Source organism: Mesorhizobium metallidurans STM 2683 (assembly GCF_000350085.1).
Taxonomy (GTDB): Bacteria; Pseudomonadota; Alphaproteobacteria; order Rhizobiales; family Rhizobiaceae; genus Mesorhizobium; species Mesorhizobium metallidurans.
Genome location: NZ_CAUM01000143.1, coordinates 24,922 through 41,984, shown reverse-complemented (window position 1 = coordinate 41,984; position 17,063 = coordinate 24,922). Strand labels below are relative to the sequence as shown.

General features: G+C 65.1%; 21 protein-coding genes and 1 pseudogene. 9 read left to right on the top strand and 13 right to left on the bottom strand.

What is annotated here, in order from left to right:
• Positions 1-69: 69 nt before the first annotated feature.
• Positions 70-336, bottom strand: a complete 267-nt coding sequence (locus tag MESS2_RS23690) for a VOC family protein (protein WP_008877039.1) — start codon at positions 334-336, stop codon at positions 70-72.
• Between the two features lie 23 nt (positions 337-359).
• Between MESS2_RS23690 and MESS2_RS23685 the strand changes: the two genes are divergently transcribed.
• The 4 genes from MESS2_RS23685 to MESS2_RS23670 all read left to right on the top strand — a co-directional run bounded on the left by MESS2_RS23685 (position 360) and on the right by MESS2_RS23670 (position 3,111).
• Positions 360-599 (top strand): hypothetical protein, encoded by a 240-nt coding sequence (locus MESS2_RS23685; protein ID WP_008877038.1) that lies wholly within the window; start codon positions 360-362, stop codon positions 597-599.
• Between the two features lie 10 nt (positions 600-609).
• Positions 610-1,500 (top strand): sigma-70 family RNA polymerase sigma factor, encoded by an 891-nt coding sequence (locus MESS2_RS23680; RefSeq protein WP_040593912.1) that lies wholly within the window; start codon positions 610-612, stop codon positions 1,498-1,500.
• Between the two features lie 107 nt (positions 1,501-1,607).
• Positions 1,608-2,240 (top strand): DUF1326 domain-containing protein, encoded by a 633-nt coding sequence (locus MESS2_RS23675; protein ID WP_008877036.1) that lies wholly within the window; start codon positions 1,608-1,610, stop codon positions 2,238-2,240.
• Between the two features lie 7 nt (positions 2,241-2,247).
• Positions 2,248-3,111, top strand: a complete 864-nt coding sequence (locus MESS2_RS23670) for a DUF2182 domain-containing protein (protein ID WP_008877035.1) — start codon at positions 2,248-2,250, stop codon at positions 3,109-3,111.
• A 134-nt stretch (positions 3,112-3,245) separates the two neighbouring features.
• Here MESS2_RS23670 and MESS2_RS23665 read toward each other — a convergent pair whose 3' ends face one another.
• The 3 genes from MESS2_RS23665 to MESS2_RS23655 all read right to left on the bottom strand — a co-directional run bounded on the left by MESS2_RS23665 (position 3,246) and on the right by MESS2_RS23655 (position 5,989).
• Positions 3,246-4,109 carry a dihydrodipicolinate synthase family protein gene (locus MESS2_RS23665; RefSeq protein WP_008877034.1) on the bottom strand — a complete coding sequence of 288 codons (864 nt, stop codon included), beginning with the start codon at positions 4,107-4,109 and terminating at the stop codon, positions 3,246-3,248.
• A gap of 112 nt (positions 4,110-4,221) precedes the next feature.
• The gene (dinB, locus tag MESS2_RS23660; protein ID WP_008877033.1) at positions 4,222-5,463 is read right to left on the bottom strand and encodes a DNA polymerase IV; all 1,242 of its coding nucleotides are present in this window, start codon (positions 5,461-5,463) and stop codon (positions 4,222-4,224) included.
• Positions 5,464-5,626: 163 nt separating this feature from the next.
• Complete coding sequence (locus MESS2_RS23655) at positions 5,627-5,989, bottom strand: hypothetical protein (protein ID WP_008877032.1); 363 nt, start codon at positions 5,987-5,989, stop codon at positions 5,627-5,629.
• A gap of 196 nt (positions 5,990-6,185) precedes the next feature.
• Between MESS2_RS23655 and MESS2_RS23650 the strand changes: the two genes are divergently transcribed.
• On the top strand, positions 6,186-6,488 hold the full coding sequence (locus tag MESS2_RS23650) for a hypothetical protein (protein WP_008877030.1): 303 nt from the start codon (positions 6,186-6,188) through the stop codon (positions 6,486-6,488).
• Between the two features lie 270 nt (positions 6,489-6,758).
• On the opposite strand, the gene MESS2_RS23645 is transcribed toward MESS2_RS23650, so the two are convergent.
• The gene (locus MESS2_RS23645; protein WP_040593911.1) at positions 6,759-7,454 is read right to left on the bottom strand and encodes an XRE family transcriptional regulator; all 696 of its coding nucleotides are present in this window, start codon (positions 7,452-7,454) and stop codon (positions 6,759-6,761) included.
• Between the two features lie 531 nt (positions 7,455-7,985).
• Here MESS2_RS23645 and MESS2_RS23635 point away from each other — a divergent pair.
• On the top strand, positions 7,986-8,732 hold the full coding sequence (locus tag MESS2_RS23635) for a GcrA family cell cycle regulator (protein WP_008877027.1): 747 nt from the start codon (positions 7,986-7,988) through the stop codon (positions 8,730-8,732).
• Positions 8,729-9,334 carry a DUF6456 domain-containing protein gene (locus tag MESS2_RS23630; RefSeq protein WP_008877026.1) on the top strand — a complete coding sequence of 202 codons (606 nt, stop codon included), beginning with the start codon at positions 8,729-8,731 and terminating at the stop codon, positions 9,332-9,334. Before MESS2_RS23635 ends, MESS2_RS23630 begins: the two co-directional genes overlap by 4 nt.
• Positions 9,335-9,401: 67 nt before the next feature.
• Here MESS2_RS23630 and MESS2_RS23625 read toward each other — a convergent pair whose 3' ends face one another.
• From MESS2_RS23625 to efp, 3 genes are all read right to left on the bottom strand, one after another.
• On the bottom strand, positions 9,402-9,890 hold the full coding sequence (locus tag MESS2_RS23625) for a DNA cytosine methyltransferase (RefSeq protein ID WP_008877025.1): 489 nt from the start codon (positions 9,888-9,890) through the stop codon (positions 9,402-9,404).
• 1 nt (position 9,891) lies between these two features.
• Entirely contained in the window at positions 9,892-10,305 is a 414-nt protein-coding gene (locus MESS2_RS23620) for a very short patch repair endonuclease (RefSeq protein WP_008877024.1), read from the bottom strand.
• Positions 10,306-10,483: 178 nt separating this feature from the next.
• Entirely contained in the window at positions 10,484-11,053 is a 570-nt protein-coding gene (gene efp, locus MESS2_RS23615) for an elongation factor P (RefSeq protein ID WP_008877023.1), read from the bottom strand.
• A gap of 132 nt (positions 11,054-11,185) precedes the next feature.
• Between efp and epmA the strand changes: the two genes are divergently transcribed.
• Entirely contained in the window at positions 11,186-12,232 is a 1,047-nt protein-coding gene (epmA, locus tag MESS2_RS23610; RefSeq protein ID WP_008877022.1) for an EF-P lysine aminoacylase EpmA, read from the top strand.
• Positions 12,233-12,302: 70 nt separating this feature from the next.
• Here epmA and MESS2_RS23605 read toward each other — a convergent pair whose 3' ends face one another.
• Positions 12,303-12,938: a DUF922 domain-containing Zn-dependent protease gene (locus MESS2_RS23605; RefSeq protein WP_040593887.1), complete on the bottom strand. Its 636-nt coding sequence runs from the start codon at positions 12,936-12,938 to the stop codon at positions 12,303-12,305.
• Between the two features lie 268 nt (positions 12,939-13,206).
• Here MESS2_RS23605 and MESS2_RS23600 point away from each other — a divergent pair, with 268 nt between their 5' ends.
• Positions 13,207-13,425, top strand: coding sequence for an RNA-binding protein (locus tag MESS2_RS23600; RefSeq protein WP_244440065.1), 219 nt, complete (start codon positions 13,207-13,209; stop codon positions 13,423-13,425).
• Positions 13,426-13,472: 47 nt separating this feature from the next.
• On the opposite strand, the pseudogene MESS2_RS32015 reads toward MESS2_RS23600, so the two are convergent.
• The 4 genes and pseudogenes from MESS2_RS32015 to MESS2_RS31425 form a co-directional block, all read right to left on the bottom strand.
• Positions 13,473-15,409, bottom strand: a pseudogene (locus MESS2_RS32015) (acyltransferase family protein); the annotation flags it as partial.
• 204 nt (positions 15,410-15,613) lie between these two features.
• Positions 15,614-15,970, bottom strand: coding sequence for an SPW repeat protein (locus MESS2_RS23590; RefSeq protein WP_008877017.1), 357 nt, complete (start codon positions 15,968-15,970; stop codon positions 15,614-15,616).
• 157 nt (positions 15,971-16,127) lie between these two features.
• A complete protein-coding gene (locus MESS2_RS23585) occupies positions 16,128-16,328 on the bottom strand; it encodes a hypothetical protein (protein WP_008877016.1) in 201 nt (66 codons plus the stop codon).
• Between the two features lie 216 nt (positions 16,329-16,544).
• Positions 16,545-17,021 carry a hypothetical protein gene (locus tag MESS2_RS31425; RefSeq protein WP_244440064.1) on the bottom strand — a complete coding sequence of 159 codons (477 nt, stop codon included), beginning with the start codon at positions 17,019-17,021 and terminating at the stop codon, positions 16,545-16,547.
• Positions 17,022-17,063: the final 42 nt, after the last annotated feature.

Here is a 17,063-nt window from a genome sequence, read left to right as displayed (position 1 = left end):
GCGTCACTCTCTCCAGCCGTTCAGACGGCCGCGTCAAAATTCAGATGCCTGCTCTCCGGCTGGCCGCGCTCATTGGCTGCCGATCACCATACGGTTGCCCTCGCTGTCGCGAAATTCCGCCACCGTGCGGTCCGGCTGCCAGGGCGCCTCCTGCGGTTCGGTGATGATCTCGACGCCGCCCGCCTTCAAAGCGGCGATCGTGGCCTCGACATTCTCGTCGACCAGCACCAGCACGGGCTCTGCGCCTGGCGTGTCGTCGGCGCGCCTCACGAAATGCAGGTTGGTGACAGCGCCGGGTAATGTCAGTTCGATCCAGCGCCAGCCGCTATGGCCCATCTTCTCGTCGGCCGGTGGCAAAGGTGTTCGAGGCGCTGGATGAGACGGCGCCGCAGACCGTGCGCTATCTCGTGCTCGAACTGGACGACGGCGAGTTCATCCACGTCGTCGGCGAGGGAAATGATACGTCCGCGCTGACCGGGCTTGCGGCCTTCGAGGCGTTCACGCAAAACCATGCGGAGCGGCGTTCGACCCCGGTCAAGCGATCGCCCGCCAAAATCATCGGCAACTACCATGTCCTCGAGGGCGGCAAAGCCGGATAGAATGGACGCCATGATCCCACGGAAACTCGACCGGCCGGCGCTGGAGGCGATGCTCTCCGAGCTCCGCCCGAAGCTGCACCGCTACTGCGCCCGCATGGCCGGCTCGGTGATCGACGGCGAGGACATCGTGCAGGAGACGCTGCTCAAGGCGCTGCAGGCGGTCGACGGCAGCGCGGCGGTCGAGCGGCCCGAGCAATGGCTGTTTCGCATCGCCCACAATGCCGCGCAGGACCATCTGCGCCGGCGCCAGCGGGAGCGGTCGCGCATCACCGAGGCCGACATGACCACGATCGAGGATCCCTCAGGCGGTGCCGACAGTCGGCTCGCCGCCGCCACCGGCCTGCGCAGCTTCATGCGGCTTTCGCTGGCGCAGCGCAGCGCCGTGATCCTGGTCGACGTGCTCGGCCTTTCCCTGCACGAGACCTGCGAGGTCTCTGGCGCGACGCTGGCCGCGACCAAGGCGGCGCTGCATCGCGGGCGGGCGCGGCTTCGCCTTTTGGCATCAGAGCCCGAACAGGCCGCTGTGCCAAAACTCGACGCCGAGGACGAGCGGCGCCTGCGCCGCTATGTCGACCTGTTCAACGCGCGCGACTTTGACGCCGTCAGGGCGCTGATCGCCGAGGATATAAAGCTCGAAGTCGTCAACCGCACCCGCATGCGCGGCAAGGCCGAAGTGTCGACCTATTTCGGCAATTACGACCGCGCGAGCGACTGGACGCTGTCGCCCGGCTTCGTCGACGGCCGGCCGGCGATCCTGATCCGCGACCCAAGGCAGCCGGACGGCCCCGTGCGCGGCTTCATGCTGGTCGAGTGGTCGGGCGAGCGGGTGATCGAGATACGCGACTTCCGCTACGCGCCCTGGTGTCTGGTCGATGCGGAAATCAGCACGATCGAAGGCTGAGGGCCGGAATGGCGCTGAGATGGCGCGCGAAGGCGACAGAGGGTGGCGGTGCGGCCGGCGCAGGTGTATGATGATGGTCTAATATTCCGAGATCAGGGAGGATCGTCATGACGTCTTGGGAGATCAGGGGACGCGAACTCGTCAATTGCACCTGCGAATATGGCTGCAACTGTCAATTCAATGCGCTGCCCGACAAGGGCCATTGCCATGCGGTGGCCGGCATCCAGATCGATGAAGGCCATCATGGCGAGACCGGTCTCGATGGCCTGCGGATCGCGGCGATCTTCAAATGGCCTGGCGCGATCCACGAAGGCAATGGCGAAGCCATCGCTTTTGTCGACGAGAATGCAACCGACCGGCAGCGCGAAGCGCTGCTGCGCATCATGACGGGCCAGGACACCGACCCGTTCGCGACGATGTTCGCCGTCTACGCCTCAACCGTGACAAAAATGAATGAACCGGTTTTCACGAAGATCGATCTCGACCTCGATATCGACGGCCGCAGGGGTCGTATCTTCGTCAAGGACTATATCGAAACGGTCGGCGAACCGATCCGCAACAAGGTGACAGGCGCGGACTCGCGCGCTCAGATCGTGTTGCCGAACGGCTTCGAATACGCGGTCGCCGAGATCGGCAGTGCTTCGAGCACAACCAGCGGGCCGGTTCAGGTGGACACGAAAGACAGCTACGGCCAGTTCGCGCGGCTGCATCTCAACAATCACGGGGTGGTGCGCGCCTGACCGCCGCATGGACGGCGCGTCGCCACTGGAACGCCTGCTCAGACGCGACCGCGTCCTCACGATTGCGGGCGTGGTGGCGCTGTGCCTGCTGGCCTGGCTCTATATCGTCGCCGGTGCAGGGCTCGGCATAAATGCGTGGGAGATGTCGAGGCTCGCGCTGTTCCCCTATCAGCAAACCGCCGACATGACCTCCGATATGCCCGGCATGGACATGGGTGGTATGGACATGGCGACGGAACCGCGGGTCTGGGGGGCCGCGATCTGGGCGCTGATGATCGCGATGTGGTGGGTCATGATGGTCGCCATGATGTCGCCAAGCGCCGCGCCGACTGTCCTGCTCTATGCGCGCGTGCATCGCCATGCGCTCGCACAGGGTCGGATCCAGGACAAGCTCGCGCCCACCGGCGTATTCATGGCAGGCTACCTCCTGGTCTGGCTGGGGTTCTCCGTCGCGGCGGCCGCGCTGCACTGGCTGCTCGAACGCGGGGCATTCGTTTCCGCGACGACGATGAGTTCGCAGAGCCGCTGGCTTTCAGGCATCGTCCTGATTACCGCGGGCCTGTATCAGCTCTCGCCGCTCAAGAACGCCTGCCTGTCGCACTGCCGGACACCGACGGCGTTCCTTTCCCGCCACTGGCGTCCGCACGCACTTGGCGCGCTGCGTTTGGGCGCACTGCACGGGGCCTTTTGCGTCGGATGCTGCTGGATGCTGATGGCTTTGCTGTTCGTGGGCGGCATCATGAACCTGGTGTGGGTTGCCGCGCTCGCCATTCTGGTGCTGGTTGAAAAGGCGTTTCCTGCCGGCCACTGGGTCGGCCGGGCAGCCGGCATCGCCCTGATCGCCTGGGGCGGCGCAACACTTCTGGTCTGACGACCAGCTGGCCGAGGCGAACAGATAGTTCCATTCCTCGATCCATCCGGACGCGGCAGCAGGGCGGGCCGCGACGACTGGGCGATTGCCTTTTTGTCCGACCTGATCGCTGGGAGCCAGTCGGATCCCGCACCTCAGAATCCGATATCGCGGCCGAGAATGCCCTCGAGATCGTGCTTGAGCTTTTCGCTCTCGGCGGCAGGCAGCGCCGTCAGCGGCGGCAATGGCGAGGCATAGGACGGGTCGGCCATCATTTCGGCAACCATGGCCTTGATGCCGGGGATCAGCGGGCCCGAGGCCACGCGTTTGCGAACGGCCGACGCCGTCGCGAGCGCGCCGGCATCGCCGTCGCGCCAGGCGGCGGCGCACAGCCTGCTGGAGAGATTGGCGGTGGCGGAGATGCAGCCGGCGAAGGTGCCGTCCCTGGCCTCCATCAGCGATCCCTCGTCGCTCGGGACCGTGCGGGAATAGGCGAGGTCGCCCGATGAATCCTTGAGGCCGCTGAGGCGCGGTCCGATCCGCTCCCGCAATGCCGTCACCAGCGCCGGGTGGAAGGGAACTCCCGACAAAGCCGGGAAATGATAGAGGTAGAGCGGCGTCGCCTGCGCCGCGGTCATCTGCGCGACTGCGTCGAAATAGGCGATCACCCCGTCGTCGCCGACGTTCTTGTAGTAGAAGGGCGGCAGCAGCAACGCGCCGGCGAGGCCGAGTTCGCCGGCATGGCGGGTGAGCTCGATCGCGTCGGTGACGGACGCGGCCCCGGTGCCGACCATCAGCCTGTCGCGCGGCAGGGCGTTGGCGGCGGCCGACATCAGCGCCTTGCGCTGGGCAAGGCTCATCGAGGTCGCCTCGCCGGTGGTGCCGCACATGTTGAGCGCGTCGCAGCCTTCGTCGAGCAGCCTGCCCGCCAGGCTGACGAAACGGCCGATGTCGGGTTCGAGTGTCTGGGTGACCGGGGTTGGAATGGCGGCGATGACGCCGCGCAGCTTGCTTGTCATGACGGATCCTTTTCTCGGCGCCGGCTCGCCGAAGCTGCCCGGCCGGCGCGGCGGATCATTCACAGGCGGATGCGGTTCGTCAACCGGGCGGCCGGGGATCGCCAGCGCCGGTTCACAATTCCTTCTCGGCCAGTTCGCGGAACGCGTCGGGAACCGACCGCCGCGGCCCGAGCGCCACCGAGGCATAGCCGACCGCTTCCCAGCCGAAACGGTCGCGGATCTTGTCGATGGCGCGGTCGGCGGTCCAGCGTGCCGCACCCTTGCGGGTACCGGGACGGCGCCGGTCATCGTCGAGGCCGAGCGGCAGTTCCAGTTGCAGCCCCGCCTGCTGCTCCAGATGCGAGACGGCGATGGCCAGCAGCGAGATGGTCTTTTCGTGCGGATGGTCAACGAGCACCTTGCGCACCAGCGCCTCGGCGATCTCGGCCAGCATGGCGGTTGCCGAAATCGGCTGGTCAAGCGTGATCGAGCGCGTCACCGAGCGCAAATCGGCGAAGCGGACGCGGACCGTCACCGTGCGGCCGGGCCGCGATTTCGCCCGCAACCTGGTGGCGACCCTGTCGGCCAGATGCAGCAGCGCCGGCACGAAGATTTTTTCCGCTGCGGGTTTCCTGCCGAGCGCCGATTGCGCGCCGGCCGATCGCGCCCGGCGCTGCGTCTCGAGCTTGCGCGGATCGCGATTCCACGCCAGTGCATTGAGCTTTTCGCCCGCGGCCGGACCGAGCAGACGCTCCAGCGACCATCCCGGCATCTTCGCCAGCTCACCGATGGTGTTGACGCCGATGCCGGCCAGCCGCTGCCTGGTGACCGGGCCGACGCCCCACATCAGCTCGACCGGCAGATCATGCAGGAATTCCAGCTCATGGCGCGGATCGACCACCACCAGCCCGTCGGGCTTGGCCACTTGCGAGGCGATCTTGGCCAGATGCTTGGTGCGCGCCACCCCGACCGAGATCGGCAGGCCGAGCTCGGACTTGACGCGGCGGCGGATGGCTGCGGCGATCTCGGCCGGCGGGCCGAACAGATGGGTGCAGCCGGCGACATCGGCGAAGGCCTCGTCGATGGAAATGCGCTCGACCACCGGCGTGAAATCGCCGAGCACTTGAATAGCCGCATCGCCTAGCCGCTGGTATTCCCTCAAGTTGCCGCCAACGAAGATCAGCCCGGGGCAGAGTTCGCGCGCCCGCCGCCCCGGCATTCCGCCGCGCACGCCGAAAGCCTTGGCCTCGTAGGAGGCGGCCAGCACCACGCCGCCGCCAGCAGCGATCGGCCTGCCGCGCAGGGAAGGGTCGAGCAATTGCTCGACCGAGGCATAGAAGGCGTCGAGATCCGCGTGGAGGATGTTGGCTTCCATCCGAGCCGTTCGCCCGCGGCGGTTGGAATGCCGCATTGTTGAGAGGTGATTTTGAATAGAACATAAAGGGAACAAAATGGGCGGATTGTCAAGAAGCTTGATCGCTCAAGACTCGGGTTCCTCCCCCACTTTCGTGAAGGCGAGGAACGCCGACCTGCCCGGCTCACGCGGCTTCCCGTGTCCAAAGGCGCTGGCCGAAGCGGCGGAAGAAGCGCGCCAGGAGCCGCTGCTGTTTGGCGCGGGCCAGATCTCGCATTCGCCTTTCCTGGCGCCAGCGCGGCATGTTGCGGTAACAGGCGATGAAGCGGGCGGCATCCTCGATCGCCTCCCCGGCCGACAGCGCCGGACAGATCGCCGCCAGGAACAGGGCCTCGCTCTGCTTCAGCCGGTCTACCACCGCCTTGCGCTGGTCGTGGCCCTGCCGGGCCCTGGCTATGCCGTCGAGGCGGATGGCCGTCAACGCGGCCAGCATGGCCGGGCTGTCGCCGGTATAGCCGCAGTCGCGGGCGAATTGGGTGGAAACCATCGTCACTTCCTCAATGCCGACGGCCGCGCCTGCCGCCCATCGGTGTCGGTCGCGACGGTGGCTTGGCAAATATAAGCATAACTCAAAAATATGTACAAGCGAAACTTTTATTGTGACTTTGAGCGGAACCGACTCGACTCCTGGGGAAAAACCGACAATGATGTGAACAAAACAGGAACAAAGGGGCGAAGTGACGATGACATTGCCGGGCAAGGAGGCGACGATCGCCGATGTCGTTTCGATTGCGGTCGAATGTATCGATTGCGGTCGAAACCGATGGTGGAAACCGGCCGAACTCAGGCGATACGGCGTGAACGGACAGACCCCGCTGGCGGCGCTTTCGGAGCGCCTTCGCTGCTCCGCCTGCCAGGCCGACGGCCTGCCGGGCAGGGCGGTTTCGATCCAGGCGGCATTCATCGAGGAGCATGAGCGGCGGCGCAGGGCGGCGCGCAGGCGTAATGAACGCGAGATGCCGCTGGAGAGATCCAGGCGGGCTTGAAGAGGCGCGTCCCTTCTCCCGCAGCGGCAGGGCGGTCGCATATGGATTCTTGCGAAGAGGACCCCCACCCTAACCCTCCCCACAAGGGGGAGGGAACGCTGCCGCGCGCCTTAACTTCCCTCTTTGGCGCCGAAAGGCAGGCAATTTGCCGAGGTCAGCGCCAGCGCAAGTCTCCCTCCCCTTGTGGGGAGGGGTGGGGGTCCGTCGTAGAGCGAAAGCCTCGGTTTTCCGCCTGCGATAACCCCGCCCGCAGGGGAGAAGGGAAAGGCGCTAGTACCCCAGCAGTTCCTTGAGCGGGATGACGCGGAAGATGCTCTTGATCGCGTAGCGGTTGAAGGTCAGCGTCTTCGGCGGATTGTACTGCTCGACGACCAGCTCGCCGGCGGTGCGCTTGACCAGTTTCTTGACGAAGGCCTTGCCGTTGCGCTCGCCCTCTTCGGGCAGCGTCTCGATCACCACATGGTCGCCGGGTACGGCGTCGCGGCCGCCGCAATAGATCATGTCGCCGGGCTCGTAGCGCGGCACCATCGAATCGCTGAGCACATGCAGCGCAAACACATTTTGCAGATGCTTTATGCCCGGCGGGCGCTGGACATAACCGGCCGTTTCGCCGTTGAAGGTGAAGTCGCCGTCGTCGCCGCCGACGGCGGCGCCGAAAATCTTGATATCCATCGGGCCGGTGGGCAGGGGAGCCGGATCGGTGACGATCTCGGCGTCGGCGACATTGTCGGCGTCATCGAGGAAGACGACCTCACCCTTGCCCAGCGCCACCGGGTCGACGCGCAGGAAGGCGGCTGTCTTCAACAGGTTCTCGGTCTTGGGCAGGTTGCGGCCGGTCTCCCAATTGCCGACGGCGGCGACATCGGTGTCGTTGTGCTCGGCGATGTGGCGCATCACCAGGCCGCGCTGCTTGCGCGCCTTGCGGATCGCCGCCCCGACCTTGATCGACAATGGGGTTTTCGTCATGGCGCCATCTGAAACATAAGATTCGATTTCGTCCATGAAAGAATGACTTGCATTTATTTATGAGTTATGCTTATATCTCGCCATGCACAAGCCGCAGCGTCCCTTTTCGCTTTCGCATCCGTCCCGGCTGTCCTCCTCCCCCGCCGGGACGAAGCCCGAGGCTGAGGCCTCGGATCCGGCGCCGTCTCCCCCGGCGACCGGAACGGCCGGAGGCCTCGCGCCTCCGGCCACGAATTTCGGTTCGCCCGTGCGCGATGCGGGATGCAGATCGTGCATCCGCACCCACGACGGCACGGTCATTGTGCTGGACCGGCGGACGGGCAGGGCGGTGTCCGGCGCCAGCCGCGATGCGGCCGAGGCGAAGCTTGGCCGCTTCGCGGGCCAAGGCAGCACCGCACCGCCGGCCGAAGGCTGACCGGCCTCCGGTCGGCGCCTCTGACGGGCCTCTGGCCGGATTTGAATGACCAAAACCTTTCGAGCGTCTCCCGGCGTGGCCGGAGGCTGTCCAACACGCTGCAATGGATCAAGAGAATGGCCGGCTACACCGACACCGAACTGGAAGCGATCGCCCGCTGGCTGAAGGATGGACTGTCGGCCTCGAAGATCTCCGACCGGCTGAGCGCCCTGCGCGGCAGCGCGGTCTCGCGCAATGCCGTCATCGGCATCGTCCACCGCAACGCCGGTTTGAGCGCCATCGGTTTTGCCAATCCCGGCGGGGGCAGGTCGGGCGGGCGGCCAAAAAAGAACGCGGCAAAGCCGGGCACACGGCAGGCCAGATCTCCGGGGCAAGCACAACTGCCTGAGCAAGCGAAGCTGCCTGAGCAAGGCGGGCCTGCAACGGTCAGGCCGTTGAGACCGGCAAGCCATGTCAAGTCGGTCAGGCTGGCACCGCCGGTTTGGCTGCCGCCGCAGCGGTTCGGGCTTCCGGCGCAGAAGGGCGAGGCCCTCAAACCGCCGGTACCGCGCCCTGCCGGGCGCCAACCGCATGTCGCGGCCATGCGCTTCATCGATTGCCTGTTCAACCGCTGCCGCGCACCGCTCGACCTGACGCTCGAGGAAGACCCCGAAAACGACGCGCCCGGCGCCCGGCCGGGAGCGGAGATGCTGTGCTGCGGCCTGCGCACGCGGGCGCTGAAGAGCTACTGCGCTTATCACGCGGCGCGCTTTTATGACCATCGCCGCACGCTGCTGGCGAATGCGGCATCGGCGCCGGCTGCGCGAGCCGATCGCCAGGCGCGCGGCCAGGGCGTCAAATCAAACCAGGGACAAAATCCATGAGCAAGAAGACCGCCCAAAAGGCCAAGACCAAGCCGCCGAAGCTGCCCAGGGACGAGGCCGAGCAGGTGCGCATCCGCAAGGAGGTCGGCCATGATTTCGCGCTGAAGGACGACAGGTTCGGCCGCAAGCGGCTGGCGGCGGGCACGGCCGAGGCGCGGCGCGTCTACGAGGTGTCCAATGACGGCTACACCTCGACCGGCGGCATCGTGCGGGTGCGCAATGTCGATCCGCTCACCGGCATCACCTCGCTGTCGCACCAGCAGCGCGAGGCGGGCCTGCGCTACCGCGAGGATTTCCGCATCTCGCAGCAGGACGGCGTCAAGTCGACGACCTGGACCGAGCGCGTCGATGGCGGCCGCGTCGGCGGCGGCGTCGCCGACCGCATCCTTTCAGCCGGCCGCGCCCACGCCAATGCAACCAAGGCGCTGGCGCACTGGGAATTGGCGGGCGTGGTGCAGAAAGTGTGCTGCATGGGCGAAACGGTGAAGAGCGTGGCCGAGCAGACCGGCGAGGGGCGGGATGTGGTGACGAAGCTGCTGAAGCTCGGGCTGGATTTGCTGGCGGTGCATTACGGGATGATGCTGGGAAGGCGGGTGGGGTGAGGTGCCGATCCCAAAGGGAACGCAAGCCCATCAAGCCGGGCGGGATCGTTGGAAAACACTGGAGGTTTCAGCCGCCCTTGGCGACGTAGCCGGCGGTGACCTCGCCCTTATGGGCGGCGAAGGCTGCCAGGACCTCGTCCGTCTCGGGCTTCGGCACCTTGAGGAAGGCCAGGGTCCTTCCGAGTTCCGCTGCGACCTCATCGAATTCTGCGGGAGAGATCCGCAGGTCCCGGTGGGCCTGCTCAAGGCCGAGCGGTGTCGTGCCGGGCTTGGTGGCCGTGAACTTGAACGGCCCGCCGGAAACGTCGCAAACCCACAGCGTGCGCATGAATTTAAGGCCGGGCAGCCTGTCAAGATTCTTGGTGTGCCATTCCCGCAGCCGCGGGTTCTCGGACGTCTGGCCGACGATGGGGTTCTTCACGATGGCGTCGCTGAAGTGATCCACCACCGCGGCGCACCACCGATCCCATTCAATCACAGCCCGTGGCGTGAAGCCGGCACGGCTGACGCCCATGCCAAGCCCGCCAGCGCCCGCGAAGAGCTCGATCGATTCCATGCTATTCCCCCACGAATTGGCGCAGCTTGTTCTCTAATTGTTCACTCTGCCCCAATTCGCATTCCCAAACAACAAGGACGTTCCATCCAAGCCGCCTTAATGCTTCTTGATGGCGCACGTCGCGTTCGGCGTTCGCCGCTAGTTTCGGACCCCAAAAATCGAGCCTCGACTTTGGCAAGCGCGCGAGGCGGCAAGCCGGATCGTCGTGACGATGCCAAAAGCACCCGTGGATGAAAATCGCCTTCTTGCGTTGTCCAAAGACAATGTCGGGCTTGCCGGGCAATTCAGCTCTGTGAAGCCGATACCGATAGCCCATTCCATGGAGGAGGCGTCGCACGGCCATTTCAGGCTTCGTATCCCTGCCACGGATGCGTGCCATTCGCTCGCTGCGTTCGTGCGGCGTTAGACTGTCCACTTTCCCGTCATCTTCTCGATTCGTTTGGAAGATGGTGTTTCGTTTTTCATCGAATGGGAAGAGCTAACGAACGCATCACCCGGACAATCAGCTTTCTTAGCGATCGGGTAGGAGGGGCAGCTATCGCGGAAGGTGGCCGAGAAGCGGCCCGGTAGAGCAGCCCGAAGGATGGTCCTCTCTAATCCTTCGCCCGCTCCACATACGCCCCATCGGCCGTCATCACCACAACCCGCGTGCCGGCTGAGATGTGGGGCGGCACCGTGGTGCGTACGCCGTTGGAGAGCGTGGCCGGCTTGTAGGAGGACGACGCCGTCTGCCCCTTGGTCACCGGCTCTGTGTCGACCACTTCGAAGGTGGCGCGCTGCGGCAGCACCAGCGAGATCGCGATGCCATTGTGCTGCGAGACCTGCACGGCCATGCCTTCCAGGAGATAGGGCGCCATGTCGCCGACCACGCTTTCGGGCACCGCCACCTGGTCGTAGGTTTCCGGGTTCATGAAATGGAAGCCTTCGGCGTCGCTGTAGAGGAAGGTGTGCTCGCGCTCCTCGACATAAGCGCGCTCGACCTGTTCGGTGGTGCGGTAGCGCTCCGAAACCTTCACCCCGTCGGCGATGCGGCGCATGTCGAGCTGGGTCACCGGCGTGCCCTTGCCAGGGTGGATGTTTTCGGCAAAGAGGATCACATAAAGCTTGCCGTCCTTATCGACGACGTTGCCTTTGCGTAGGGAACTGGCGATGACCTTCACCACGATTTTCAATCCTGCACTGGTTCGTTGGCCTTGCCGGCCTGAAACGGTTGATCGGCGCAAATCGGCCGCGCGAGCCGTCGCCCTAGCGCATCTTGGCTTCAACCGCCAGCCTTCTGTGCAATTCCGGTTCGCATGACCGGCGCCTCGCCCTGGTGGACTCCGCACGTCCATGCCGACCGCCGGCCGCGGCTGATCCTGCGCAACCGGATCGCTGCCGCCTTTCGCGACTGGTTTGCGCGGCGGAATTTCGTCGAGGTGGAGGCGGCGGCCCTGCAAATCTCGCCCGGCAGTGAGGCGCATCTGTCGGCCTTCGCCACCGAGGCGATCGGGCCGGATGGTGCTCGCCAGCCGCTCTATCTCCATACCTCGCCGGAATTCGCCTGCAAGAAGCTGCTCGCCGCCGGCGAGAAGCGCCTGTTCAGCCTCGGCGCCGTCTACCGCAACCGCGAGCGCGGGCCTCTGCACCATCCGTCCTTCACCATGCTCGAATGGTACCGGGCCAATGAGACCTATGAGAGCCTGATGGCGGATTGCGCCGGGCTGGTCGCTCTTGCCGCGGAGCAGGCGGGCGCCAGGCGTTTTGCCTTTCGCGGCCGCGAGGCCGATCCGTTCGCCGAGCCGGAACGGTTGAGCGTCTCCGAGGCGTTTTCTCGCCATGCCGGCATCGATCTGCTGGCCACGGTCGGGGCGGACGGCAGCACCGACCGTGAGGCGCTGCACGCGGCGCTCGTCGAGGCGGGCTTGCGCACCGCGCCCGACGACAATTGGGCGGATCTGTTCAGCCGGGTGATGGTGGAAAAGATCGAGCCGATGCTGGGGCAGGGGCGCGCCACCATCCTCTACGGCTATCCGATCTCGGAGGCAGCGCTTGCCCGGCCGAGCGCCGAGGATGCGCGGGTGGCCGAGCGCTTCGAACTCTATTGCTGCGGGGTGGAGCTCGCCAACGCTTTCGGCGAACTGACCGACGCCGCCGAGCAGCGCCGGCGCTTCCGGATCGAGATGGACGAGAAGCAGCGCATCTATGGCGAGCGCTATCCGCTCGACGAGGATTTTCTCGCGGCCTTGGCCATCATGCCGCAGGCCAGCGGTTCGGCGCTCGGCTTCGACCGGCTGGTGATGCTGGCGACGGGGGCGGGCAAGGTGGAGGATGTGATGTGGACGCCGGTGGCGGAATTGTAAGGTAGGCTGGTGCTCTACGGCACCCCCCTCTGCCCGGCAGGACAGAGGGGGGTGCCTCGCGCCATCCTCGCTACCACCCCATCAGCAGCCCGACAATCAGCCGCTGCATGTTACCGCCCTGGCCGAATTCGACGCGATCGAAGTCGCGGCTTGCCTGGCGCTGGGTCTGGGACAGTTCGGAGAGCCGGTTGGTCAGCTCGGTCCTGATCTTCCTGCAACCGGGGTCTGCGGCCACCGTCAGGCCGACGCTCACGGCTTCGATCTGGCGCACCATGTCGACGATTGCATCGCCATGCACCTTTTCGTGGGCGGCGACACCGGCGGCGAAAACCTGCCAGCTCTTCTGGACCGCGGCCGGCAGCGGCTTTGAAGGCTTGGGCGAGGTGTAGGTGATAATGAGCTTCGGGCGCGCCGAAGCCAGCACGCAGGCACCGCCACGTGGCTGATAGTCCCTGACCCAGGTCAGCTTGAAATTGGTGTGCGCGATAACCCGGGCCTTGCTTTTGCCGATCGTCGGGCTCTTGCCGATCATGGGGCCGCGCTCGCCGATCGAGGCATAGAGTTCCGGCCCGGTCTGCCCCGAAATGGCGTAGGTCTCGACCTTTTCGACCGGTTTCCACCCAGGCTTCGACTGTGCCGCCGTCTGCGCCTGGGCGACCGGCGGCGCTAGCAGACAGGCCGCAAGCAGATATCTGAGAGGCTTCATGCGATTTCCAGGCCACAACGGGAAGTCGCCCGTAGCAGGGATCGTCAATTCGGTGAAGTGCGTGCCCGCAGATTTCGGTTTGCTGCCTGGTCCGGCAAGGAAGATGGCGGGCCTTCGCCCCGCCATCTTCTGTCCCGCAGCGATACCCTGGAGGTCAGTTCGCGCCGCCCGGCAATTTCGCTCCGCTTATTGCCGGCTGCGCCGCAAGCCCCAGATTCCCCTGTGTTGCCAGGTTGCAGACTCCAGGCATTCTCCCATGGAGGTGAGCATGACACGCGACGACATCATTTCGGTGCTGGGGCCGGTCGACGAGACTGTCATCGCCGACATCGTCTCGACCGGCGCGACGATCGAGGAACTGCGAGAGGCCTTCGCCTGGATCGGCGCCGATGAGGCGCTGGTGAACGAAGGCCGTCAACTGCCGTCGGCAAGGGTGGCGGCGCTTATCGAACTGCTCGACGCGCCGGACGAGGAAGACCAGCCGTAGCGGGGGCCGCCGCCTGCATACTTCACGGCAGCGGTCACCATGTTGGAGAACAGCGCGCGTTCGATCGGCCGTTCCAGCGTCCGCGCAAAGGGCGTCGCCATGTGGTGCCGGTCGCGATAGGCCAGCTTGCCGCCGATGAAGACGCGGCAGGTCTCGGCGTCGCAGAACTGGTCGGTCATGTCGACATAGAAGGCGTTCGGTATCGAGCGCACGATGTCGCGCTCCACCGCGGCGGCGGCGTCGTTGGCGGCGTAGGCCCGCGTCTGGTCGCACAGCGACGGTGTCTGCCCCCGCCACAGCGCGCGCGCCACGCAGGTGTCGACCGGCTTGTCGTTGAAGGGCACGTCGCGGATGAAGGCAACCTTCAGCCCGGCCCGGCTGAACGCCTCGATCGTCGCGCGCAGGCCGGCGCGCCATTCCGCATCCTGGCTGTCGGATATTTTCGCGTCGGGCGACAACTTGCGCGAACTCGCCAGCGCGATCTCCGAGATCACCACCAGGTTCGGCCGTGCGGCGATGATCTCCTTGATCGACTGCGCGCGCCATTGGTCGCACTCGGTGTAGTCGCGTTTCAGCTTGGTGACCCAGATCGTCAACCGAGAGGCCCGGCAGGAGGATTTGAGCCAGGTGAGGACCCGGTAGTTGTGCTTTTGCGCCGCGCCGATCAGCGGCGTCGACCAGTGGTCGGCATGCGAATCGCCGAACAGCGCGATCGAGCCTTGGGCGTTTTTCGAGCCGAACACGCAGGGTTTTGGCGTGACAATCTCGAAGTCGACAATGCAGCCACCGGCGCGCGCCGTGGAAGGCAGTGCGGCGCTTTCGGCGATGATGCGCTGTTCGGGGTCGATATCGTGCACGGCAAGGCGCGCATTGGCGTAAGCGCCTGCGACGCCGGTGCCGGTCAGGAGGACGGCCGGCACCAGCGCCCTCGCCGCATTGGCCATCAGCCAGCCATTGCGGCGGATCGGGTTCTCGATGAAATTATAGGTGAAGACCGACAGCACCAGCGTCAGCGCCAGGCCGCCGAGCCGATCGGCAAGCGACAGATCGGGAACCAGCATCGCCGCATAGACGATGACCGGCCAGTGCCAGAGATAGAGCGAATAGGAAAGTTTTCCCAGCCACTGCAGAGGCGGCAGCGACAGCACGGCGCTCGGCCCGCTTTGCCTATTGCCGGAGCCGCTCAGCAGCAACAGCACGGCGCCGGCCACCGGCACCAGCGCCATCACGCCGGGGAAGGGGCGTCCTCGCTGAAGGTCAGATAGGCGCCGGCGATCAGCGCCAGGCCAAGCCATGCGCATGCCGCGCCCAATTGCGGGCGCTGCCGCCAGAATCCTGCCGGCGCCATCGTCGCCAGGCCGCCGGCCGCGAATTCCCAGGCCCGGAGCGGCGAGAAATAGAAGGCCCAGGGCTGCGATATCTCCGTCAGCCAGGCGCAGACGGCGAACGACACCGCGCCGGCGAAGCCGATCACCAGGATCGCCGCGCGCCTGCCCGGGCGCAGCCATGCGGCAAGCAGCAGCAGCGCCGGCCAGGCGAGATAGAACTGCTCCTCGACCGAGAGCGACCAGAAGTGGATGAAGGGGTTGTTCGCCGCGTCCGGGGCGAAATAGTCGAAAGACCAGCGGATCAGCCAGAAATTGATCGCATAGGCCGACGCGAACATGGCGCCCTTCGAATAGAGCGACTGTTCCTCCGGCGCCAGGATGAAATAGCCGGCGACAAGCGTGACCAGGATGACGAACAGCGAGGCCGGCAGCAGGCGCCGGGCGCGGCGGGCGTAGAAGCGCCACAGGTCCAGCCTGCCGGTGTCGTCGATTTCCCGCAACAGCTGGCCGGTGATCAAATAGCCGGAGATGACGAAGAAGATGTCGACGCCGGTGAAACCGCCCGGCAGATCCGAGAGGCCGAAATGGTACGCGATGACGCCCGACACCGCGAGCGCCCGCAGCCCTTCGATATCAGGCCGGAACGATGCTGACACGACGAACCCCCGTGTAGGTCGTTGACACCCCACCCGTTGCAGAACCTCGACTCTATGTGTCGATACCGCAATGCAACAAATCTAACGCAGTGCAACATAAAGGGAAGTTCGGGCAGCGTCGGCCGACGCAACCTGCATATCTGTCCGGCCTCTTAGAGGAGCCAGTCGCTCGCGCGCCGGGCTCCTCCTCTCAGTTGGCACCCATCACGCGTGCGCGTGCGGGTGACGGTAGTCCCAGACTGCCCAGGCCGACGCGGCGACGACCAGCACGCCGAGGACCACATGGGTCCCCATCGCGTTGACGCTCGCGGCGAAGCCTAGCAACCAGGGCGAGACGATCAGCCAGAGCCCTACCACAAGGTTCAGCCACTCTTCCCACTCGGCGAATGCCGAGAGCGCGGCGAGCGCCAGGGCACCGAGCACAATGCCCGAAATCCAGGCGTTCCACGCAGGATTGGCCTCCGTAACGAAGCCGATGATCCAGGGTGAGATGAAGAGGCAGATCGCAAGGACCAGATTGATCCAATCCTGGGCCTTCTTTCCTTCCATCAAGTTTGCCATGACAACCTCCACAGATGAAGCTTGAACAAAGCACGATAGTCGCGTGCAAATGCACGCTTAACTATTGATGTAATTACGCTTCAACCGGCCTTCAAGAACCTCCCCCGCCAGGTTGAGGTCTCTGCGCGGCGTTAGGATGCACGAACGGAAGCGCATCTCACGTCCAGAAATAGCGCACAGTGTGGAAGGAAAATCGCTGGATGGCCAGCAACCTTGCAACGACCAGGCCCTTGGCGATCGACAGGGCGGCGGCGAGAAAGGTGATCTGGTTGGCGGTGACGCCAGCCCGTGCCAACCGGTCGGCAAGCGGCCGCAGTCTCGCCCGGAAGGCCGGTTTCAGCGCATAGAGCGTCGGCATGTGCGAACCCCCCGGCCGCAGCTCAAGATGATATGGCAAGGATGGTCAATTGGCAGCCAACACGCAAGGGCCGCACGCGCACTCGCGCGTGGTTACAATCAGCAGTTACACAAGAGCCTGTCGCAAGGCGGAAAAGCCAGCCACGGATCGTTGCCGAGCAACGCGACAAAAGCCCCGGTGGAGACCACCGAGGCTTTCAGCACTGTAGATTGATAACTACCAGACCCAGATCCGCTGGCGATAGCACCGAACGCGCCGCCGGCCATGGCGCCAATAACTGCGGCAGACCCGTCTCCAGACGCGCCGTCTGTGCCGTCTGTTGTATCTGCGCCAATGTCTGCGCCGATAGCCGATCGGCTCCAACTCCGGCTGGGCGTCTCCGTCCTCGATGATTTCTTTATCCTGCGCCTCGAGTTCATCGAGGATGCCGCTTCTGGCGGCTGGAACACCGGCCAACGCGTTGACGGGCCGAACTGCGCTCGCGAGCGCCGCCGCCCCCGCAATGCCAAACATTCCTGTCAGAAATAATCGCCGATCCATAGAAACCTCCCAATCACCTTTGAGCGAGACAAGGTCTACATCCGGAGAATAGCGCGATGGTTGTAAAAACCAAGGGCTCGCAACAGAAGTGGTAAACACCTCAAATGCCGAGCCGGTGTTGCAGTAAAGGCTTGGGGCTGCCGACTCGTTCATAACCGATCTAGAGGTTGTTCAATCGCGATGGCCGCTGCGCCG